The organism is Methylobacterium carpenticola, assembly GCF_042748905.1.
Classification (GTDB): domain Bacteria; phylum Pseudomonadota; class Alphaproteobacteria; order Rhizobiales; family Beijerinckiaceae; genus Methylobacterium; species Methylobacterium carpenticola.
Genome location: NZ_JBHZEO010000001.1, coordinates 2944688 through 2965244, shown reverse-complemented (window position 1 = coordinate 2965244; position 20557 = coordinate 2944688). Strand labels below are relative to the sequence as shown.

Annotated in this window: 21 protein-coding genes and 3 pseudogenes; 5 read left to right on the top strand and 19 right to left on the bottom strand. The window is 72.6% G+C overall.

Translation table 11 applies throughout. The annotated features are described in order from the left end of the window. The first annotated feature begins 22 nt into the window (after positions 1 to 22). Positions 23 to 232 (top strand): type II toxin-antitoxin system ParD family antitoxin, encoded by a 210-nt coding sequence (locus ACE101_RS14025; RefSeq protein ID WP_379130360.1) that lies wholly within the window; start codon positions 23 to 25, stop codon positions 230 to 232. A gap of 4 nt (positions 233 to 236) precedes the next feature. Further along, a complete protein-coding gene (locus ACE101_RS14020) occupies positions 237 to 2291 on the top strand; it encodes an ATP-binding protein (RefSeq protein WP_379138678.1) in 2055 nt (684 codons plus the stop codon). A gap of 81 nt (positions 2292 to 2372) precedes the next feature. Here ACE101_RS14020 and ACE101_RS14015 read toward each other — a convergent pair whose 3' ends face one another. The 4 genes and pseudogenes from ACE101_RS14015 to ACE101_RS14000 all read right to left on the bottom strand — a co-directional run bounded on the left by ACE101_RS14015 (position 2373) and on the right by ACE101_RS14000 (position 6165). Next, a complete protein-coding gene (locus tag ACE101_RS14015; RefSeq protein WP_379130357.1) occupies positions 2373 to 3260 on the bottom strand; it encodes a phage/gene transfer agent baseplate hub protein in 888 nt (295 codons plus the stop codon). After that, entirely contained in the window at positions 3257 to 3892 is a 636-nt protein-coding gene (locus tag ACE101_RS14010) for a phage distal tail protein, Rcc01695 family (RefSeq protein WP_379130354.1), read from the bottom strand. Before ACE101_RS14010 ends, ACE101_RS14015 begins: the two co-directional genes overlap by 4 nt. Before the next feature lies 1 nt (position 3893). Next, complete coding sequence (locus tag ACE101_RS14005) at positions 3894 to 4955, bottom strand: phage tail tape measure family protein (protein WP_379130352.1); 1062 nt, start codon at positions 4953 to 4955, stop codon at positions 3894 to 3896. Between the two features lie 95 nt (positions 4956 to 5050). After that, positions 5051 to 6165 (bottom strand): annotated as a pseudogene (locus ACE101_RS14000) (IS3 family transposase). A 193-nt stretch (positions 6166 to 6358) separates the two neighbouring features. Here ACE101_RS14000 and ACE101_RS13995 point away from each other — a divergent pair. Genes ACE101_RS13995 through ACE101_RS13985 form a run of 3 tightly spaced genes read left to right on the top strand, consistent with a single transcriptional unit; the run spans position 6359 to position 9245 of the window. Further along, complete coding sequence (locus ACE101_RS13995; RefSeq protein WP_379130349.1) at positions 6359 to 7498, top strand: NAD(P)/FAD-dependent oxidoreductase; 1140 nt, start codon at positions 6359 to 6361, stop codon at positions 7496 to 7498. Positions 7499 to 7533: 35 nt separating this feature from the next. Next, positions 7534 to 7830 carry a (2Fe-2S)-binding protein gene (locus ACE101_RS13990; protein WP_379130346.1) on the top strand — a complete coding sequence of 99 codons (297 nt, stop codon included), beginning with the start codon at positions 7534 to 7536 and terminating at the stop codon, positions 7828 to 7830. Then, positions 7827 to 9245 (top strand): FAD-dependent oxidoreductase, encoded by a 1419-nt coding sequence (locus ACE101_RS13985; RefSeq protein ID WP_379130344.1) that lies wholly within the window; start codon positions 7827 to 7829, stop codon positions 9243 to 9245. The genes ACE101_RS13990 and ACE101_RS13985 overlap by 4 nt, the downstream gene beginning before the upstream one ends. Positions 9246 to 9312: 67 nt before the next feature. On the opposite strand, the pseudogene ACE101_RS13980 reads toward ACE101_RS13985, so the two are convergent. The 15 genes and pseudogenes from ACE101_RS13980 to moxJ form a co-directional block, all read right to left on the bottom strand. Further along, positions 9313 to 9501: pseudogene (locus ACE101_RS13980) on the bottom strand (isoaspartyl peptidase/L-asparaginase); the annotation flags it as partial. Positions 9502 to 9704: 203 nt separating this feature from the next. Continuing rightward, positions 9705 to 10082, bottom strand: a pseudogene (locus ACE101_RS13975) (transposase); the annotation flags it as partial. Positions 10083 to 10188: 106 nt separating this feature from the next. Then, a complete protein-coding gene (locus tag ACE101_RS13970) occupies positions 10189 to 10824 on the bottom strand; it encodes a response regulator transcription factor (RefSeq protein WP_379130342.1) in 636 nt (211 codons plus the stop codon). A 62-nt stretch (positions 10825 to 10886) separates the two neighbouring features. Next, positions 10887 to 11393 (bottom strand): hypothetical protein, encoded by a 507-nt coding sequence (locus ACE101_RS13965; protein ID WP_379130340.1) that lies wholly within the window; start codon positions 11391 to 11393, stop codon positions 10887 to 10889. Further along, positions 11390 to 12325 (bottom strand): YncE family protein, encoded by a 936-nt coding sequence (locus ACE101_RS13960; protein ID WP_379130337.1) that lies wholly within the window; start codon positions 12323 to 12325, stop codon positions 11390 to 11392. Before ACE101_RS13960 ends, ACE101_RS13965 begins: the two co-directional genes overlap by 4 nt. Beyond that, positions 12322 to 12849: an SRPBCC family protein gene (locus ACE101_RS13955; RefSeq protein WP_379138675.1), complete on the bottom strand. Its 528-nt coding sequence runs from the start codon at positions 12847 to 12849 to the stop codon at positions 12322 to 12324. The genes ACE101_RS13960 and ACE101_RS13955 overlap by 4 nt, the downstream gene beginning before the upstream one ends. A gap of 2 nt (positions 12850 to 12851) precedes the next feature. Beyond that, complete coding sequence (locus tag ACE101_RS13950) at positions 12852 to 13856, bottom strand: vWA domain-containing protein (RefSeq protein ID WP_379138672.1); 1005 nt, start codon at positions 13854 to 13856, stop codon at positions 12852 to 12854. Positions 13857 to 13954: 98 nt separating this feature from the next. Then, the gene (locus ACE101_RS13945) at positions 13955 to 14560 is read right to left on the bottom strand and encodes an MxaK protein (protein WP_379130336.1); all 606 of its coding nucleotides are present in this window, start codon (positions 14558 to 14560) and stop codon (positions 13955 to 13957) included. Beyond that, positions 14557 to 15612, bottom strand: coding sequence for a vWA domain-containing protein (locus ACE101_RS13940; protein ID WP_379130333.1), 1056 nt, complete (start codon positions 15610 to 15612; stop codon positions 14557 to 14559). Before ACE101_RS13940 ends, ACE101_RS13945 begins: the two co-directional genes overlap by 4 nt. Then, a complete protein-coding gene (locus tag ACE101_RS13935; RefSeq protein ID WP_379130331.1) occupies positions 15609 to 16541 on the bottom strand; it encodes a nonribosomal peptide synthetase MxaA in 933 nt (310 codons plus the stop codon). Before ACE101_RS13935 ends, ACE101_RS13940 begins: the two co-directional genes overlap by 4 nt. Next, on the bottom strand, positions 16538 to 17392 hold the full coding sequence (locus tag ACE101_RS13930) for a DUF58 domain-containing protein (protein ID WP_379130329.1): 855 nt from the start codon (positions 17390 to 17392) through the stop codon (positions 16538 to 16540). Before ACE101_RS13930 ends, ACE101_RS13935 begins: the two co-directional genes overlap by 4 nt. Then, positions 17389 to 18420, bottom strand: coding sequence for an AAA family ATPase (locus tag ACE101_RS13925; RefSeq protein ID WP_379130326.1), 1032 nt, complete (start codon positions 18418 to 18420; stop codon positions 17389 to 17391). Before ACE101_RS13925 ends, ACE101_RS13930 begins: the two co-directional genes overlap by 4 nt. A gap of 154 nt (positions 18421 to 18574) precedes the next feature. Continuing rightward, the gene (locus tag ACE101_RS13920) at positions 18575 to 18856 is read right to left on the bottom strand and encodes a methanol dehydrogenase [cytochrome c] subunit (protein WP_379130323.1); all 282 of its coding nucleotides are present in this window, start codon (positions 18854 to 18856) and stop codon (positions 18575 to 18577) included. Positions 18857 to 18988: 132 nt separating this feature from the next. Beyond that, complete coding sequence (moxG, locus tag ACE101_RS13915) at positions 18989 to 19597, bottom strand: cytochrome c(L), periplasmic (protein WP_379130321.1); 609 nt, start codon at positions 19595 to 19597, stop codon at positions 18989 to 18991. Positions 19598 to 19670: 73 nt separating this feature from the next. Beyond that, a complete protein-coding gene (gene moxJ / locus ACE101_RS13910; protein ID WP_379130318.1) occupies positions 19671 to 20513 on the bottom strand; it encodes a methanol oxidation system protein MoxJ in 843 nt (280 codons plus the stop codon). Between the last annotated feature and the right edge of the window lie 44 nt (positions 20514 to 20557).

The window sequence follows — 20557 nt, the reverse complement described above, 5'->3', positions numbered from 1 at the left end:
CCGAGCGTGACAGACCGTTGGCATGTCGAACACGCCGACCCGCAACGTCTCCCTAACGACCGAATTGACCGCCTACATCAATGCTCAGGTCGCATCGGGTTACAGCTCGAACGCGAGCGGGGTGGTGCGAGCCGGTCTGCGCCTTCTGATCGAGCGTGACCATGCGCTGACTGCCAATGCGCGCCCGGCAGCCCACGAAGGGGCCCGTGCGGACCATCGTCCAGGCCGCTGATCCGATGACCGACCCCAGAGCTGCTCCGACGCTCCCGCAGGACTTCCTCAACGACGTCGTCGCGATCGAGAGCATCGCGGCCGTGCCCACAATCCTCGACGTGGTGTGTCGAACTACCAGCATGGGCTTCGCCGCCGTGGCGCGCGTCACCGAGGACCGCTGGGTGGCCTGCGCCGTCAAGGACGACATCGCCTTCGGCCTCAAGCCTGGCGGTGAGTTGAGCCTTGAGACGACCATCTGCCACGAGATCCGGCAGAGCGGCACCGCGGTCGTCATCGACCACGTCGCCGAGGACCCCGCCTTCTGCGAGCACCATACGCCCGCCCACTACGGCTTCCAGAGCTACATCTCGATGCCTATCGTGCTGCCCGACGGCACGTTCTTCGGCACGCTCTGCGCCATCGACCCCAAGCCCGCCAAGCTGAACACGCCTGCGGTCGTGGGCATGTTCAAGATGTTCGCCGACCTGATCGGCTTCCACCTCGATGCCAACCAGCGCCTCGCCTCACGCACCGCCGAGCGCGACCTGTACGAGAACATCGTCCAATCCGACACCGCGCCGATCTGCGTCTTCGACACGGAGTACCGGCTGATCGCCTTCAACAAGGCCCACAACGACGAGTTTTTCCGGGTCAACGGCTTCTACACGAAGGTCGGGGACGTCTTCCCCGACCTGTTCATCCCCGAGCAAGCCGCCGTGATGCGCGCCAACATGGCCCGGGCGCTGGCCGGCGAGGCGTACAAGGTCGAAGCCGTCTTCGGCCGGGCCGAGTTCGGCCAGCCGTGCTGGGAGATCAGCTATACCCCCCTGCGCGACGCGGCGGGAAAGGTATTTGGCGCCTTCCACCAAGCCCACGACATCAGCGCACGGCTCAGGGCGGAGGCTGAGCTTCAGGACGCACAGGACGTGCTGCGGCAGTCGCAGAAGCTGGAGGTTATCGGCCAGCTCACCGGCGGCGTGGCGCACGACTTCAACAACCTCCTCACCGTCATCAAGTCGTCCACCGACCTCCTGAAGCGGCCGGATCTCGCAGAGGGGCGGCGCGGCCGCTACATCGAGGCGATCTCCGACACTGTGGATCGCGCCGCGAAGCTGACCGGCCAGCTCCTCGCCTTCGCACGGCGGCAGACACTCCAACCCAAGGTGTTCGCGGCCAGCGACAGCGTGCGGGCACTCTCCGAAATGCTTGGCACGCTCACCGGCTCGCGCATCACGGTCGTGACCGAGTTGCCGGAGAACGCCTGCTTCGTGAACGCTGATCCGAACCAGTTTGACACGGCGCTGGTGAACATGGCCGTGAACGCTCGCGACGCGATGGAGGGCGAGGGACAACTCACCATTCGCGTGGAGGCAGTCGAGCGGATGCCGCCCGTGCGCGCCCACCCCGCGGTGCATGGGCCGTTCGTGGCGGTGTCGATCAGCGACACCGGCAGCGGCATGACGAAGGAGACGCTGGGACGGATCTTCGAGCCGTTCTTCACCACCAAGGCGGTCGGGCAAGGCACCGGCCTTGGGCTGAGCCAGGTGTTCGGCTTCGCCAAGCAGTCACATGGCGAGGTCGTGGTGGAGAGCGAGGTCGGGCAAGGCACGACCTTCACGCTCTATCTTCCCCGCGTGGGCGGCGCGGTCCAGGCGCCGGAACGAGGCGAGCCGACGCCCGTGATGGATGGCCATGGCACCTGCGTGCTGGTGGTCGAGGACAACGTCGAGGTGGGCACGTTCGCTACGCAGGCCCTTGCCGAACTTGGCTTCGCTACGGTCTGGGCGGCCGATGCCGGGGAAGCTCTGGCGGAGTTGGCCGAGGACGCGGGTCGGTTCGACGTGGTGTTCACAGACGTGATGATGCCCGGCATGAACGGCGTTGATCTCGCCCGTGAGATCCAGCGGCTTCATCCCGGCCTGCCTGTCATTCTGACCTCCGGCTACAGCCACGTTCTGGCGCAGACTGGCACCAAAGGATTCGAACTTCTGCAGAAGCCCTACTCGGTCGAACAGCTCTCGCGCACCTTGCAGGCGGTTGCCATGTCTGACCGCCCCAAGCGCATCGGCGATGAGTAGCGTCCGGTAACAAGCTGCAACCCAATTACGGCTTTCCACCCAATGCGGCCCATACAATCGGCGCACCATGACCTCGCCGGCTCACCGGAGACGTCCGCCGTCATTGCCGGCCTCCTCGCGGCCGGAGGACACCGCATAATCGTTGCCCGGCAGGTCCGGGAAGCCCCGGAAGTTGAGCCCGTTGTCGAACTTGTCCCGGCAGCTCGGCAGCGCCTTGTCGCAGCCGGCCGTCACCGTGAACGCATCGCCGATCGCCAGGGCGGCGGGAGCCGGTTCCCACAGGTCGAGGAGCGTCGCGCCTCCCGCGCGCAGGTGTGCCCGCACCTCGATCACCGCGCCCGCATTCGCCCCCGTCGTCCAGACTAAGCGCCCGGCCGTGAACCAGCCGGGGACGTAGGCGTCGAGGCCGCTGGCGAGGAGCGCACGGGCCGAGCGTACGGCCGTCACAGTGCCGGTGCCGCGATAGGCCGGCCCGGTCGCGTCGATGCCGCAGCGGGCATCCCCGAACAGGGCGTCGCAGGAGCGCTGGTAGAGCCGGCCGGTCGGCTGGCCGAGGCGGTCGGCCAGGCCCCGCACCTCCGCGGTGAAGCCGGTGCTGCCGCGCGAGACCTCGCCGAGGTGACCGGAGAGCATGAGAACCGCATTGGCGGGCGCCGACCAGTCGACCCACCACACCGCCACCGCCGCCCCGTCGTAGAGCCCGCGGGCCAGCTCGCCTTCCGCAAGCCGCCCGCTGGTGAGCGCGCCCATGATCTCCAGGCTGTCGACCGCGAGGCCGGCCCCCTGCTCGATGGCCGTGCCGGTGGCGCCGGTCTCGGCCGCGCAGGTGACGCCGTCGCAGGGCACGTCCTCGTCATGGTCGGTGAAGCCCAGCCGCAGCCCGTCCGTGCGGGTGAGGATCCAGCAGCGGCACAGGGTGGTGACCCCGCTGGCGAGGCTCTGCGCGAGGGCGGGCGGCAGGGTCCTCATCGGCGCAGTTCCAGGATCGGGATGTCGGCGAGCACGCCGGCGAGCACGGCCTGGTGGTCGATCTCGATGCGGTCGGTGGCGAAGCGCACCGGCACGTCGAACAGGAAGCCAGCGGTGACGGCCGCGCCCGCGGCGGGGGCCGTGGCCAGGGTGACGCGGCCGGTGGTCGGATCGACCGTGACGGCGGAGGCCGGCAGCTCGGCGCCGTTGACGGCCACGCGCACCGAGCCGGCCACCGGCTTGACGATCGGCCGGACGTAGGGAGCGAAGGCGGCCCCGTAGGTCTTGGCGAGTTGGAACACGGTGGTGCTGCCGTCGCCGGTGCCGATCGGCTGGTCGGTGGCGGCGGGCTGCCGGCCCAGGGCGCAGGAGGCGTGATCGAAGGTGTCGCGCCAGCGGAAGCCGTAGAGCGGCCCGCGGCGCTCCTCGAAGAAGGCGAGCAGCAGGGCGATGTCCTCGGCCCGGCGCAGGGCCGGCCCGGCATTGTAGGCGCGCCGCGAGTGGCGCCAGAGGGCGTTGCGCTCCTCGTCGCCGGAGCCCAGCGTGACGATCTCGGTGCGCCGCTCGGGCCCGCCGCGCGAGCCGTAGGAGAGCGCGAGCGGGAAGCGCACCTCGTGGAAGGAAGCGGGCATCTCAGGCTCCTCGCAGGCCGCGCTGCACCGCCCGGGCGAGGGCGGCGGTGATCTGCGCCTCCGAGCGCGCGAAGCTCGGCGCGTCGGGCGTGGCGATCGAGACCGAGATCTGGATCGGCCGCGCGCGGCTGCTTTGGTTGGTCTCCTGCGCTGCTTTGGCGGAGCGGCCGATCGGGATCACCCGGCCGTCCTGGCCCGGCACGAACAGCTCGCTCCCCAGCTCGCCCACCGTGTAGGCGCGGCCCGCCTGCACGGCGCCGCCATTGGCCCGGAACAGATTGCTCACCTCACCGAACAGACCGCCGACAGCGTTCGAGCCCGCGCTGGCGGCGGGCGCCGTGCCGAGGATGCCGGCGAGCGGACCCTGCCCGGTGAACAGCGCCTGCAGTGCCGAGCGGGCGAGCTGCTTCTCCAGCCCCATCAGCACATCGCCGAGGCTGCGCCCCTCCAGCACCGCGTCGGCGAGGCCGTTGGCGAGCGCGTCGCCGAAGGACCGCGCCGTCTCGGCGGCCTGGCGCTCGGCCTGTTCCAGGTCGGCGAGCTTGTCCTTGTACTGCGCGGTGGCGGCGGAGGCTTGCCGGATGCGCTGCACCTGCGCGTCGGTGAGCGTGACGCCCTTCTGCTTGGCCTGCTCCTCGGCCTTGGCGAGGGTGATGGCGGTGAGCTTCTCGGCATTCGACTTGGCGTAGGCGTCCACCTCCGCCTTGATCGCGGCAGCGGACTTCTCGATCTGCCCGATCATCGCCTCGAGCGGGTCGTAGTCGCCGCTGCTGCTCGTGGCGGGCTTTTTCGTCTTGTCCGGGTTGCTCGTGTCGGGCCGCACCACCCGCACCATCGCGTTCGAGGCCGCCTTCGCCTGATCGATCAGCGTCTGGTTCCCCATGTTGCCGCGCAGGCGGTTCAACGCATCGTCGAATTCCTTGCCCCGCCCGGAGGTCGGGATCGGCGCCCCGGCGGGGGAATTCTCCGAGACGATCTTGCCGTTGCGCACCACCAACCCGATGTCGCCGGCGGCCGGCAGCCCCTCCTGCGACTTCCAGTAGTCGTTCTTGGCGTCGCGCATGATCCGGGCCGCAGTGGTCAGCCCCCATCGGAGTGGTCCGGCCTGAAGTATGGCTTTGAGCCGATGTGGTCCTGCCCCGGTTTGTGGTCCAAGGCCTATGCAAGTTCTCGGGCTGTGACAGCTTGGTTGGCGAAGGCTCGCGGCGTCAAGCCGCCGAGGGCCGTATGAGGCCGGTCTTCGTTGTAGTGGACCTCCATTCTTCGATGCGCTCGCGGGCATCGGCCAGCGACAGGAACCATGAGGCATTCAGGCATTCCGCCCGCAGGCGGCCGTTGAAGGCCTCGATGTAGGCATTGTCGGTCGGTTTTCCGGGCCGAGAGAAGTCGAGCTCTACCCCGTTCAGGTCGGCCCATTGATCCAGCATACGACCGGCAAATTCCGGCCCATTGTCCACCCGCAGGCTCTTGGGGCAGGCTCTTGGGCCGGCCGCGGAGCCTCACCAGAGCGTTGAGGGCCTCGACCACTTGGTAGGCCCGGAAGTTGGCTCTCGGCGCCAGCGAGAGCGCCTCTCGCGTGTGGCAGTCCACGACCGTCAGGATCCGGAACGGACGTCCGTCGAAGAGACGGTCGGCCATGAAGTCCATCGCCCAGATCTCGTTGGGAGCACCGATGGCGGGACGTCCTTGCCGGTAGCGCCAAGCCCGTTTGCGCCTGGGCAGCTTGGGCCGGATCGACAGGCCCTCGTCCCGGTAGAGCTGGTACGTGCGCTTGTGGTTCACGGCCCAGCCCTCCCGTCGCAACAGGATGTGCAGCCGCCGGTAGCCGTAGCGCACCCGAGCGGCGGCGAGTTCCTTCAGCCGCATGCGTAGCGCCACCTGCGGATCCGACCGCCGGCGGTAGCGCTGGGACGAGCGACCGAAGCCGGTCGCCTGGCAGGCCCGCCGTTCGCTGATGCCGTAGGCCGCCTGCAGGTGACCGGCGACCTCGCGGCGAACGGCGGGCCTCACCACTTTCGCTTGAGCACGTCCTGCAGCATCGAGCGATCCAGCGTCAGATCGGCGACCAGCCGCTTGAGCTTGCCGTTCTCCTCCTCCAGCTGCTTCAACCGCCGGATCTCCGGCACGCCCATGGCGCCGAACTGCTTCTTCCAGCGGTAGAAGGTCGGCTCGGACACGCCCATCTTCCGGCAGACTTCGTCCACCGTGCTGCCGTTCTCCGCCTGACGGAGGGCGAAGGCGATCTGTTCGTTCGTGAAGCGTTTGCAAGGCATGGCATCCACCCTCCTTCAGGGATCAGGATGCCCGAAAAACTTGCGCTGGGTGCGGACCAGTTTGCGGGGTCAGGGTCAAGGCTTGTGCGTGCACGCCGGCGAGGACTGCGCCCCGCCGCGGCGGACTCGCGGGCAAGGCCGATCCTGTCGATAAGGGCGTTCCCGGCCGCTCATCGGGGCGATAGGAGACAGCATGTCCAGGGATTACGACGTCGCCGTCGTCGGCGGCGGCCTGCTCGGCTCGGCGATCGCCTGGGGCCTCGGCCGGCTCGGCAAGGCGGTCGCCGTCCTCGACGAGGGCGACATCGTCAAGCGTGCGTCGCGGGCGAACTTCGCTCTCGTCTGGGTGCAGAGCAAGGGGCTCGGCCTGCCGGCCTATACCGCCTGGACCGTGCGCGCCGCCGCCGCCTGGGGCAGGCTCGCCGCCGAGCTGCGCGACCAGACCGGCCTCGATGTCGGGCTCCAGCAGAATGGCGGCTTCCACATCACCCTCGGCGAGGCCGAGTACGGCCGGCGTGCGGATCTCGTCGCCCGCATGCACAATCAGGTCGGAGCCACGGATCATCGGATGGAGATGCTCCCGGCCGCAGAGATCGGCCGGATGCTGCCGGGGGTCGGCCCGGAGGTCTCCGGCGGCAGCTTCTGCCCCCTCGATGGCCACGTGAACTCGCTCAGGACCTATCGCGCCTTCCATGCCGGCATGAGGGCCCTCGGCGTCGACTACCTGCCCGAGCGGCCGGTCTCGGCCCTCGCGCGGGAGGGCGGCGAGTTCCGGCTGGCGACCCCGGCGGGGGAGGTTCGCGCCCAGAGGATCGTGCTCGCCGCCGGCAACGCCAACCAGACCCTCGCGCCGATGGTCGGCCTCGCGGCGCCGATGGGACCGACGCGCGGCCAGATCATCGTCACCGAGCGCACCGAGCCCTTCCTGCCGCATCCGCTCTCGACCCTGCGCCAGACCGACGAGGGCACGGTGATGATCGGCGACAGCAAGGAGGACGCCCTCGACGACCGGGCGGTGAATCCAGGCATCACCGCCGTGATGGCGGACCGCGCCCAGCGCACCTTCCCGCATCTCGCGCGGCTCAACGTCGTCCGGACGTGGTCCGGCATCCGCGTCATGCCGCGGGACGGCTTCCCGATCTACGACCAATCGGCGACGCATCCGGGCGCCTTCGTGGCCTGCTGCCATTCCGGCGTGACGCTCGCCTCCAACCACGCCTTCGAGATCGCCCGCATGGTCGCGGCCGGCGCGCTGGAGCCGGCCCTCGTCGGCGCCTTCTCGGTCCGCCGCTTCGAGGGCGCCGACGCCCGCACCGGCAGCGGGTACTACTGACAACGCAACAGGGCCCGGTCGGCCCGGAGACGCCGATGTTCAAGCGATCCGAACAGGATACGAGACCAGCCGTCCGCCTCGTCGTCGAGGGGACGCCGATCGAGGCGCGCGAGGGCGACAGCGTGGCGGCCGCGCTCCTCGCCGCGGGCCTCGACGCGCGCCGCAGGACCGCCGTCAGCGGGGCGCCGCGGCTGCCCTACTGCATGATGGGCGTGTGCTTCGACTGCCTCGTCACCATCGACGGCATCGGCAACCGCCAGGGCTGCCTCGTGCCGGTCGCCGACGGCATGCGCATCGAGATCCAGAAGGGCAAGCGGGAGATCGGGCGATGAGCGGGGCTCCGCAGCGCGACGTCTACGACGTCGTCGTGATCGGCGCCGGCCCCGCCGGGCTCGCCGCCACCGCCACGGCCGCCCGGGCCGGGCTCGCGGTGCTGCTCCTCGACGAGAATGCCGGCCCGGGCGGCCAGGTCTGGCGCGCCGTCACCACGACCCCGCTCGCGGCGCGCGAGGCGCTCGGCGCGGATTTCTGGGCCGGCGAGGAACTCGTCCGGGCGGTCCGCGCGAGCGGCGCCGAGGTGATCCAGCGCGCCACCGTCTGGAGCCTCGACGGGAGCCTCGCGATCGGCGTCTCGGTCGGCGGCGGCTCGGCCTTCGTCGGGGCCCGCCGCGTGATCCTGGCGACGGGGGCGCTGGAGCGGCCCGTCCCGATCCCCGGTTGGACGCTGCCGGGCGTCATGACCGCCGGCGCCGCCCAGACGATGCTGAAATCCTCCGGCCTCGTGCCGGACGGGCCGACGATCATCGCCGGGCAGGGGCCGCTCCTCTGGCTGCTGGCCGCACAGATCCTGCGCCTCGGCGGGCGGATCGACCGCATCCTCGAGACGACCGAGCGGAGGAACATCCTCGCGGCCCTGCCGCAGGCGCCGGCCTTCGCGACCTCGCCCTATTTCCGCAAGGGGCTCGCCCTGATGCGCGAGGTGCGCGCCCGGGTGCGGGTGGTGCAGGGCGTCACCGAACTCGCCGCCCTCGGCGAGGGGCGCCTGGAGAGCGTGGCCTACGCGGCCGGATCCCGGCGCGAGACGCTCCCGGCCGAGCTGCTGCTCCTGCACCAGGGTGTCGTGCCCCACGTCAACCTCGCCATGGCGGCGGGCATCGAGCACCGGTGGGACGACGGCCAGCTCTGCTGGGCGCCGGTGCTGGATCCGAACGGCGCCAGTTCCGTCGCGGGGATCGCGGTCGCCGGGGACGGCGCCGGCATCGGCGGAGCCGAGGCGGCGGTCCTGCGCGGCCGCATCGCCGCGCTGGCCGCGGTCGAGGCGCTCGCCCCGGCCGCGCTCGCGCGGCTCGAGCCGATGGGCGCGGTGCGGGCGGCGCTGGCCCGTGCGGAACGCGGCCGCCGCTTCCTGGACCTGCTCTTCCGCCCGGCGCGGCGGTTCCGCATCCCGTCGGACGAGACGATCGTCTGCCGCTGCGAGGAGGTCACCGCCCGGGACATCCGCGATGCCGTCGCCATGGGCGCGACCGGCCCGAACCAGCTGAAGGCCTATCGGCGCACCGGCATGGGGCCCTGCCAGGGCCGGCTCTGCGGCCTGACCGTCACGGAGCTGATGGCCGAGGCGCGGGGCCGGACGCCGCAGGAGATCGGCTACTACCGCCTGCGCGCGCCGGTGAAGCCGATCGCGCTCGGCGAACTCGCGGCCCTGCCGAAGAGCGAGGCGAGCACGGCGGCGGTCGTGCGCGGATGAGAGGGCCGATGGATGCCGTCCCGGCCGGCGACGGCGCCGTGCCCCGCATTGAACAGGGGGCATTGAACAGGGGGCATTCCTCCAGGAGGTCGACCGCGAGGCTCACCGCGTCGAGGGCGCTCCCGCCTCGGACAGGCAGCGCTCGCCCGCCGCGAGGATCGCGGCGAGGGCCGCTGGTCGGGCGCCTCGCCGGGGCCGGCCGCGCGATCGTTCCGGCCCCGCCATGGATGACGAGGACGGGGCGGATGTCGGTCATGTCTCGTGGTCCGGGTCGCAGGGCGGTTCGGGCGCGGCGGGGGGGGGGCCGAGGGGGCCAGGCGGCGGAGTGGCCCGTCGAGCCAGGGCAGGACCGCTTCCGTCAGCCGGGTCGCTGCGGCCACGACCCCGCCCGAGGCATGCGCGACGGCGCTCGACAGCGCCTCGACCGGCGCCACCAGGCTCGCATCCGAGGCCGCGAAGCAGCGGCCGTCGAACGGATTGCCCGACCTGATCCAAGAAAGCGCGAAACTCGGCATTGCGATGGTGGCCCTCACACCGGCCGATGACCGTGCTGGCCTTGACGTCGAGGGCGGCAAACAGGTCGAGCGTGCCATGCCGGCGATCGTCGTGAGTGGTCCGCTCGGCGTGGCCCGGCCGCAGCGGGCAGGCCGGCGCCGTGCCCTGTATCGCCTGGATCCGTGGCTTCTCATCGACGCACAGCACCAGGGCGCGGTCGGGCGGTGCGAGATACAGGCGGACCACGTCACGCACCTTCTCGACGAACGCCGGATCCGCGGAGAGCGTGACGGTGTCGGTGCGATGCGGCCGCGGACCGAAGGCGCGCCAGATGCGCGACACCGCGCTAGAGCGGCGCTCGATCACGTTGCAATCAGGCGCCGCTCTAGGTCTTTGATTTTACCGCATTTTCTGCGACGAACCGGGATCCACTTCGTCGGAAAATGCTCTAATGCATATGGTCGCTATGCGTGACCGCGAAGCGTATGAGTTCGGCCAGACTCGTAAAGCCTAGCCTGCGCCGCATGGTCGAGCAGGCATTCGCGACCGTCTTGTAGCTCAAGTCGAGATCCTCGGCGATGGTCTCGTATGATTTGCCGAGAGACAGCAGGGCGAGAATTTGCAGCTCGCGGCCTGAGAGCGACGACAAGGGGTTGAGATGCTGGCTGTTCTGGAGAACGGCGACCTTCGTCGCGAGGTGGTGGTCGATATAGGGTTCGCCGGCCTGGACCCGGTTGACGGCCGTGGCGAAGTCGATCGAGGGCGTGTCCTTGAGGAGATAGCCGATGGCGCCGCATTCCAGCGCGCGGGCGACGATCACGGGGTCGTCGTGCATGCTGAACACGAGGATCCGGGTCGCCGGTTCGAGATCGCGGATGCGCCGGATCAGCGAGAGGCCGGTGAGGCCGCAGGCCTGGAAGGTCAGGTCGGCCACGACCAGCCCCGGCCGGTGGCGGTAGAAGGTCTGGTAGCCCTCCTCCACGCTGGTGGCGACGTGGATGGACAGGCCGGCATCCTCCAGGACGATCCGGCATCCCTGCAGCACGACCGGATGATCGTCGATGATCAGGACGCTCCCGGACATGGTCATCTCCCGCGGCCGCGCCGATCGGTCGTGGCGCATCCGAGCTGGAACGGCGGCTCTGTTCATGGCTGCTTCGGGTTCTGGGGCGCGTATTTGCTGCCGAGGCGATCGAGAGCGTCCCGGTGCGTCGCTCCGGCCGTTCGCGTGTTGAGGTAGTGCTGGCACAGCGCGCCGAAGAGTTGCCGCCGGCCGGAGCCTGCGGCGACGGTCGCGAGGTCGATCAGGAGCGGGGCGGGCTCCTCGCCGAGGCCGGCGGCGTGCAGCATGTCGAGCACCTGCGCGGTGCGGTTGGCGATCATGCGGGGATCCTCGATGAAGCGCGGCGCCGCCCGCGCCAGGGCCGCGCGCAGCGGGGCCACGGCCGGGTCGCCCGCCGCGACCGGCCGGCCGGCCGCGCGGGCCGCGAGCCAGAGCGCCGGATCGCTGCGGTCGTTGGGCGGGAGCCACGCCGGAACCGAACCCGCCGCGTGCCGGGCGATCACGACGGCCGGTGGCGAGCCCCCGTCCTCCGCCTCGCCGCAGGCGGACAGGAGCAGGCAGGCCGCGGCGAGGGGCGCCCCGCACCTCACGGGGCGACCGCCAGATTGCGCGGTCCGTCCGCCAGCCCGAGGCGCGCGACCTCGCGGCGGGCCGATGGATCGATGATCGAGAGATCCCCCGAGAACCAGTTGGCCACGGCGACCCGGTCCGCCCCTGCCGCGAGCACGCCCTCGGGATAGCGGCCCACCGCCACCTCCCCGGTGACGGCGAGCGTCGCCGCGTCCACGATCGAGACCGTCCCGGCATGCTGGTTGCTGACCACGACGAAGCGTCCGTCCGGCGTCGGCGCGACGCCGTAGGGCATCGGGCCGACCGCCACGGTGGCGAGCGGGCGGAGCCTGCCCGTGTCGATGACGGTGAGGTCGCGGCTGCGCACGTTGGCGACGTAGAGGCGCGTCTCGTCCGGGCTGAGCGCGAGAGCGAAGGGGCCCTCGCCCGTGGCGACGGTGTCGATCACCCGCAGGGCAAGGGCGTCGATGACCACGACCTCATGCTGCTCGCGCGCGGCCACGTAGAGGCGGCGGCCCGCCCGGTCGAGGACGAGACCCGCGGGATCGCGCACCGGGACCGGGGCTCCGAGCGGGGCGCCGCTGCGCGCATCGAGCCGCGCCACCTCGTGCCGGACCCAGTCCCCCACGAACAGGACGTCGCCCGCCGGGGCCGCCGCGATGCCGAACGGCGTTCCCGCATGGGGGAGCCGCGCCACCACGCGCCCGGCCGCGGCATCGATCACGCTGATCCGGCGATGGTCCGGATGCGTGACATAGAGCCGCCCGTCCGGTCCCGCGGCGATCCCGGCAGGGCCGGGCCCGACCGGGATCGTCGCTCCGATCCGCCCGGCCACCACGTCGATGCGCGTGACCATCCCGGCATCCTGGCTCACCACGTAGGCGTCCCCGGCCCCGGCCGGCCTGCCGGCGAGGATCGAGACGAGGAGGATGGCGACGCGCCGGCCCGTCATGAGCCGCCCTCCGCCTTGGCCTTCAGGCCCGCGAGGCCGGTCTCGACATAGGCCTTCATGGCGGCGCGCCCGGCCGCGTCGCTCAGCTCCTCGGGCGGCTCGTTGCCGGTGTCGCCCCGGTAGAAGCGGCCGAACCACGCCACCTTCGCCCCGGCCCCGTCCGGCGTGACCGTGATGGTGGCGGAGTAGGACGAGACCGGCAGCGCCGCGAGATCGGGCTCGGACAGGCGATAGGAGTAGGTCATCCGTCCCGCGTCGTACTCGTCGAGGCTCTCCCGGAGCACGCCGCCCCGCTTCAGCGTCACCGCGCGGGTGGCGCCGTTGGCGGTTCCGCCGCTGCCCTCGCTCGTCGCCACCGCCGGGTGCCAGCGTTCGATCCCCGCGAAGTCGCTCACGAGTCCCCACACCCTCCCGGGCGGCGCCGCGATGGTGGCGGTGGCCTCGATCTTCTGCGGCGTCGGCCCGTGCGCCGGTGCCGCCGTCACGAGGCAGGCCAGGATCAGGGCCACCGCGGACACACGCATGCTCATGCTGTTCCCTTCCGGAGACGGTGCCGGTCGCGCCACGGCAGCAGGCCGTAGAGGGCGACGAGGCAGGCGAGGGCGAGGGCGCCCGGGATCGGGCGCAGGTCGATGACGGCCCGGACCGGCCGGGCGGTCGCGGCGGCGGTGACGAGCCCGGCGAGCCCGTCCGGACCGGCGAGATGCGCGTAGGCGAGACCGGTCTCCCCGGCGAGGCGCCGCAGATGGGCTTCGCGCACCGAGGAGAGATGCTCGTTGCCCTGCGCCGGCAGGGCGCCGTAGGGCGCGTTGCGGGGATTGTAGCCCTCCCGCGTCTCGGCGTCGGGCGGAGGCGGGCCGAAGCGGTTCTCGTGCGGGACGTCGCCCGGGCCGTAGAAGCCGGTCTCGCGCCCGCGGTCGTCGTAGCGGGGGATCGGCGACAGGCCGTAGCCGCCCGTCCCGACGATGAGGCCGCGCACCGCCCCCGGGCGGTCCTCGAAGGGCGGCGCACCGCTCGCCGGCAGGGGCGGCGCCTCGTGCCCGTCGGTGACGAAGACGAGGTCGCTGCCGAGTTCGCCCGCGAGCGCGACCGCCCGATGGAGCCCGGCCGCGATCCGGCTGTCCCCGTCCCAGGCCATGCGCCAGTCGAGGCCCGCCAGGGCACCGTCGAGCGGCGCGAAATCGGCGCAGACCTCCAAGGGCTCGAACAGCAGGAAGACCCGCCGCTCGCTGAACAGGCCGAGCCCGAGGCGGGAGCCGCAGGGCAGGTCCGCCGCCATGCGGCGCAGGGCCGCCTTGGCGACCTCCAGGCGGCTCGCCGGCCGGCCGTCCTGCACGTAGTCGCGGGTGTTCATGCTCCCGGTGATGTCCACCACCAGCAGCGCCTCCACCCGGCTGCGGGTCAGCGCCAGGGGGGGCATCGCGAGGGCGAGGCCGGTGAGCAGGGCCGCCCCGGCGAGCAGCCGGCCGCGCGGGTCGCCGCGCAGGCGGCGCAGCCCCGCCCGCAGGAGCGCGGCGCGGCGCCCCCGCAGACCCGCGCCGGCCTGCCCCCGCGCCGTCCGCTCAGGGTCCTGATGGGCCGCAGGGTCTTGTCGCAAAACCGGCGACCATTGCTGCGAAACCTGCTTGATCACGGCAGCCCCCGCAGTTGGCCGGGAATATCGGTCCAGATCGTCTTGGGATCCGCCGGCATCTCCTCGCCCTCGCTGCGCCCGCGCTCGGGGAAGTCCCGGACGAGGCGCGACGCGACGTCGAGGTTGTACTTGGCGTCCCAGTCGCCGGGCCTCAGGGTGAGGGCCCGGCGATAGGCCTCGCGGGCGAGGACGACGAGCGGACCGGCCTTCTCGAGGTCCCCGGCCTCCAGGCGGCCGAAGGCCTGCCGCAGGCGGGCGTCGCCGAGCACGCGCTGGGCGTCGCCCCGCAGCCGGTCGGAGCCGCGCCGGTCGAGGGCGTCGGCGAGGGGCTCCGCCTCCTCGAACCGCTCGCGCCGGGCGAGGAAGCGGATGCGGGCGGCCAGCAATTCGGGCAGCGCCCCGGGGGAGACGGCCGCATCCTCGCCGGCCTCCAGGGCGGCGATGGTGCGGTTCGCCGCCCTGTCCCGCACGGAGAGGGCCGCCGCCCCGAGGGCCGCAGCGGCCAGGAGGCCCGGCAGGAGCACGAACAGGGGCGAGCGCAGACGGCGCCATGCCCGCCGCGGATCCGGCCGCCGGACGGCGGCGAGGCCGAGGGCGGTCACGCGGCGCGCCTCGCGACGGCGGGATTCGGCCGGGGTTCCGCGGCGTGCGGCGCCCGGCGCGGACCGGCGAGATCCGCCTCGATCAGCTTGGCGAGCAGCAGGATCCCGATGCAGAGGGCGGCGAGCCCGGAGGCGAGCCCGGTCAGGTCGCGCCGCGGCCGCTCCTCGACGAGGGCGATCGGGTGGCGTTCGAGGCGGTCGATCTCGCGGATCGCCTCCTCCACCGCCTGCGGGCTCTCCGCCTCGAAGGCGCGGTAGGGCACGCCGAGGCCGCGGAAGAACAGGTCGAGGTGGCGCTCGGGCGCGGCCTGCGGGGTGTCCTCCCCGGACGGCCGGTCGGCGAGCCCGGGCGAGCCCGCCGTGCGCAGGAACAGCCAGTAGAGGGTCGGGTGCAGCCGCGCGAAGGCGGCCCGCAGCGTGTCCTGGGCCCGGCGGTCGATCACCGCCGCCCCGTCGGAGACGAGGAGCAGGACCCGCGCGGCGCTGCTGCCGCCCGCAGCGAACTGCGACAGGGCGAGGCCGAGGCCCCGGGCGACGTTGGTGGCATCGAGGCCCGGCCGGTCGATGGCCCGGATGGCGGCCCGCACCGCCTCGGAATGGTCGGTCATCGGCAGCACGGCGATCGGCGCCGTCGAGAACACCGAGACGGCGACCTGATCGTGCGGGCGCCGGCCGACGAAATCGCCGAGCAGCCGGCGCGCGGCGGCCGCCTTCGCTTCCTCCGCGCCGGAGGGCTGACGGCCGGCGAAGCTCTCGTTCATGCTGCCGCTGCGGTCGATGAGGAGCGAGACCTGCGCCCCCGTACCGGTGCGGTGGAGCCGCTCGCCGCGCAGGAACGGCCCCGACAGGGCGATGACCGTGAAGCCGATCGCCCCCATGCCGGCCAGCGTGAGGCCGGGCCCGAGCGCGCGCGACAGGCCGTCGGCGGGAACCATCGCGACGGCGGGCAGCGGGTGGCGGCGCAGCACCGGACCGGCGAGCGGCAGCAGGGCGAGCGGCAGGAGCCAGAGCAGGCCGGGCGCCGTGGCGGCGAGGCGGGCGAGCAGGCTCATGCGCGCCGCTCCGCGGCGGCGAGCCGGCGCGCCACGGCCACGGCCTCGGCGAGGGGCCAGGCCGCCCGCGCCTCGGCCGGGTCGCGCCCGAAGAAGGTCTCGCGCGAGGCCTGGAAGAACCGCGCCAGCGGCTGCCCCAGCGGCCGGTAGGCGGGGTGGCGGTCGAGGAAGGCGCCGAGATCCTCGGCGAGCACCCGGCGGCCGTCGGTCCGGTCGAGGCCCCGGTGCAGGGCGAGGAGCGCTCCCCTGTAGGCCGCGTCCGCATCCGGCGAGCGGGCGAGGCGGCGCAGCTGCCGCAGGGCCCCCGCGAAGGCCCGGGCCGGACGGCGCCGGAAGGGCCACCAGGCCCGGTCATGGGCGAGGAGCCCGAGGGCGGCGAGGGCCAGGACGGACAGGCCGAGCGCCGCCTGGGTCGCGGGCCCCGGATCGCGGCGCGGGGCGGGCGAGGGGGGGCGCATGAAGTCGGCGGGATCGTCCACGGGCGCCGGCTGCACCTCGCGCAGGGGCGAGACGCCGACGGACCAGCCCGGCACCGCGGCGCTCGCCGTGGTGACCGCCGCAGGGGCCCGCGCCGCGAAGGTGACGGGGAAGCCCGGCACGTCGAGCTGGCGCGCGTCGAGGGCGACGTAGAAGGTCTGGTAGGTGAGCGTCAGGCGCCAGCGGCGCTCGCCGTCCCGCAGGGGGCCGGGCGCGGCCGAGATGGCCCGCAGGTCGAGCCAGCCGGACAGGGGCCCGGGCTTCGGCAGCGAGGCCGCCTCGATCGCGAAGCCGTCCGCGGCGGTGATCTCGACCTCGGCGGTGAACAGGTCGCCGACGAAGAGGCCGAACGGCCGCGGGCTGCGCACCACCACGGCGCCGACCTGCGCGGCGGCCGGCGCTGCCGCGAGGATTGCGACGAGCGCGAGCAGGGGAGCGGCGCGGGACGTCATGCGGCCACCCCGAGGAGATGGCGGGACAGGTCGTCCGCATCGAGCCGGCCGGCGAGCCGGTAGGGGGGACGTCCGCGCGCCAGGGCGAGCCGGTGCAGCGCGGCGCGGAACGCCGCCTCGCGGGCGAGCCAGCGGGCCTTCAGCGCCGGACGCATCAAGACCAGCCGCCGCCCGCCGCTTTCGAGATCGTCGAGGGCGAGGAGGCCGAAATCCGGCAGATCCGCCCCGAGGGCGTCGTCGTCCACCAAGACCGGGACGAGATCGTGCGGCGCGAGCCGGTCGAACAGGGCCGCCACCTGCGCGTTCGGCATCCGGAAGTCCGAGACCACCAGCACCAGCCGGCGGCGTCCCGCGAGGCGCTCGGCACCCGCGATCAGGCCGGCGGCCCCGCGGCCCCGCGGGGCCGCGGCGTCGAGCATCGCGGCGACGCGGTCGGGGGCGCTGCGCCGCCGGGTCGCCGGCAAGGTCACGTCCTCGCGCGCATCGGCATCGCAGCCCACGAGCCCGAAGGCGTCGCCGATCCGCGTCGCGGACCGGGCGAGGGCCACGCAGAGGTCGCGCGCGAGCCGCCAGGGTTCGGCCCGGCCGCGGAAGCGCATCGAGGCCGAGAGGTCGAGCAGCACCCAGACCTCGACCGCGCGGGGCTGCTCGAAGCGCCGCACGATCGTGGTGCCGACCGGGTCGCGCAGGGTGGCGCGCAGGTCGATGCGCCGGGCGTCGGGATGGCGCCAGAACGGAACCTGATCGCGGAAGATCCCGGGCCCGCCGGTGTCGCGGGCGCCGTGCGCCCCGGGACCGGGGCCGGCCGCCGGGTCCCGCAGACGGTAGAGGATGTCGGGGAACTCGCTCACGGGGCCGGCACCGCGGCGAGGACGGCCCGGCAGAGATCCGGGACGAGGCGCTCCCGGCGCATCTCGTAGACCGGCTCCAGGAAGACGCGGTGCGCCATGGTCTCGAGGAAGACCGCGCGCACGTCCTCCGGCACCAGCACGTCGCGGCCTTCGAGCCACGCCCGCACCCGGGCGGCCCGGATCAGGAAGGCGATGCCGCGCGGGCTCGCCCCACCCTGGACGAGGGCCTCCATGGCGATGCCGGGCAGGCGGATCCCCGCGCCCGCGGGATCGAGGAGGGCGGCCCAGAGGGCGACCACGTAGGCTTCGAGATCCGGGCTCGCGTGGATGCCGTGCTGGATGGCGGCGGCGAGGCCCCCGACCCGGGCGTGGTCGAGGACTCCCGGGGCCACCTCGCCGATGAGCCGGTCGGTGTCGTGGAAGCGCGGATCGAAGGCGAGGCGGCGGCGCAGGTCCGGATCGCGGGGCGCTTCGAGGCCGATCTCCATGAGGAAGCGGTCGCGGGCCGCGGCCGGCAGCTCGAAGGTCTCCTCGCGCTCGACCCGGTTGCGGTCGGCGAAGACCAGCAGGTGCGGGAAGCGGTACTCGCGGTCGAAGGCCTGCACGCTGCGCTCGGCCATCAGCCGCAGGAGCAGGGCGTGGACCTGGGGCCGCGCCCGGTTGATCTCGTTGAAGAAGAACACCGAGAGGTCCCCGGCCCGGCGCAGCACCGGGCCGGGCTCCACCCGCGGGCGGCCGTCCTCGGCCAGGAAGGTGTGGTAGATCAGGTCGGCCGGCATCAGGTCGACGGTGCCCTCGATGCGCTCGTAGGCGCCGCCGAGCGCCCGGGCGACGGCCCGCAGCAGGGTGGTCTTGCCGACGCCGACATCGCCTTCGAGCAGGACGTGGCCGCGCGCGAAGATCGCGATGGTGACGAGGCGCACCGCCCGCGCCTGGCCGATCACGGCCTTCCCCACCTCGCGCTCGAAGCGCAGGGCGGCCTCGCGCCAGTCGGTCAGCATCGGATCGGCGGGACGGATCTCGTTCATGGGTCGGAAACTCCGCGCCGCCCCGAAGGCGGGTCGGTGCCGGGCCTGCGCGCGTCTCGGGGGCGGGCCGGACCGGCGCGCCCGCACCCGGCGACGGCAAGGAGCGGACGGCAGGAGGATCTGCCGCCGCGAGAGCGGTCTACGGGGTGATCTTTTACTGGCTGATCTTGGCGACGTCGTACTCGAAGCGCCCAGTCTTCTTGAAGGCTTCGACGCGCTTGCGGTTGCGCTCCTCCATCGCCTTGATCGATTCCGATTGCTTGTTCAGCTCCTTGGGGTCGTGCTTGGGATCGTACTTCGTCCCGGCGATCTTGTCGGGGAAGCCGGGCTTGGGCTCCCAGCAATCGCCCGCGGCCTTGCACTTGGTGCCGTCATAGGCGAGCGCCGGGAGCGCGGCGCCGACGACGAGAGCCACGGCTGTGAGGGTCTTGCGCATCAGGTGTTCCTCCTCGGGGTTTGTTCGGCGGTCGCTGCCGCCCGCGTCGCGCCGATGCGCGAACCTTCCGACGGTCGGGCATGAACCCGGTCGTCACGACTTGCTGTCACGACTTGCTGTCACGGCTTGCCATCACGACTTGCCGGTGCCGCGGCACATCCCGGGGGCGTCGTCCGGGAAGGTCTCGCCCAGCTTGTAGGGCTTGAGGGATGCCTTCTGCTCGTCGGTCAGCCACTCGGCATCCTGGGCCGGTCCCGTGTAGAGGTGGCGCACCCAGGCCGTGACCTGGAGGATGTCGTCGAGGGTGAGCGAGAGGGATTGCGGGCCCATCTGGGCCTGCGCGCCGCCGAAGACGATCGAGAACAGCCCCGCATCGGTCGTTCCCTGCGGGTAGGTCCAGTAATTGTCGTTGAGCCCGGGGCCGATCTTGCCCTCGCCGACATGGCCGTGACAGCCGGAGCAGGCGGCGAGGAAGGTCTGCTCGCCCTTCTTCAGGCAGGAGGCGTCGAACAGGTAGGGGTTGCGGCCGGTGGCGAGGAAGCGCTTGACGCCCTCGGTGTCGCGGCCCTCGGGCAGGGCCTCGTTGAGATCGAGCCTCTCGCCGGTGACGACGCTGCGCAGGTCGACGCTGCTGCTCTGCGCGGTGGCGCGCGGGGCGAGGCCGCCCGCGAGGGGGCCGAGCGCCGTGACGGTGACGACGAGCCCGAGGCTTGCGCCCAGGGCGGTCCAACGCTTCATCATGCAGGTGACTTTCCGGATGGTGGAATGGCCGGATGCGGGCTTGCGGCGGATGAGAGGAGGCGGGCTCGATCGGTCACGAGCCGGTCGGCAGCGTCGGCACGCCTTCCTCCCTCAGGATCGCCTCGATGGCAGGCTTGGCCTTGGCGAGGCCGGCCTCCAGGTCCTTCAGCAGCGCCGCGTCGCCCCGGCGCACGCCCATCGACTGGTCGAACCGCATCGGGACCTTGGCGCCGTCGCCGACCGCTTCCTCGGCCACGAGCGTCATGCGCAGCGGCACGGGCGAGGTCTTGACGAAGCGCGCCACCTCCGGCGCGAAGGGGGCGGCGACGGCCGCCTTGCCGCTCGCGACCTCCTCCACGAGGCGGGCCGGATCGATCTGGGTGTACTGGTTGCGCGGGGAGCGGAAATTCACCAGCGAGTAGAGGTAGGCCATGTCCTCCTCGTAGCGGCCGATGCGCTTGAGCATCGTCTCGCTCGGGGAGCCGAACGGCACCGCCACGTGGCCCACATCCTTGAGCCGCGGATCGTTCCAGGACGCGACGTCGAGCCCGTCCTGCTGGCGGCTGAGGAAGACGTAGCCGCTGCGGTAATAGGGCTTGGTGGTCAGCACCCGCGGATCGCCGGTGTCGAGGCCCGCGATGACGTCGCAGAGCGTCTTGTCGAGGAAGTCGCGCACGAGGTAGATCGCCGGCTTGTCCGACCAGACGAACTCGACCTTGCGGTCCATGGCGGCGGCCACGGCGGAGGCGATCTTGTTCTCGAGGCCGCTGCCGTCGCGCAGCGAGAGGGGCGGCTGGTTGGCGGCGGCGCAGACGCGCAGGGCCGGCTGGCCGGCAGGCGGGGCGGGCGCGGCATGAGCCGGCGCCGCGGCCAGCGCCGTCAGGCCGGCGAGCGCGCCGACGAGGGATCTCAGCATGGTCTCAATCCGTGGATCGGGCCGGGGAAGGGGGCCGGGCCGAT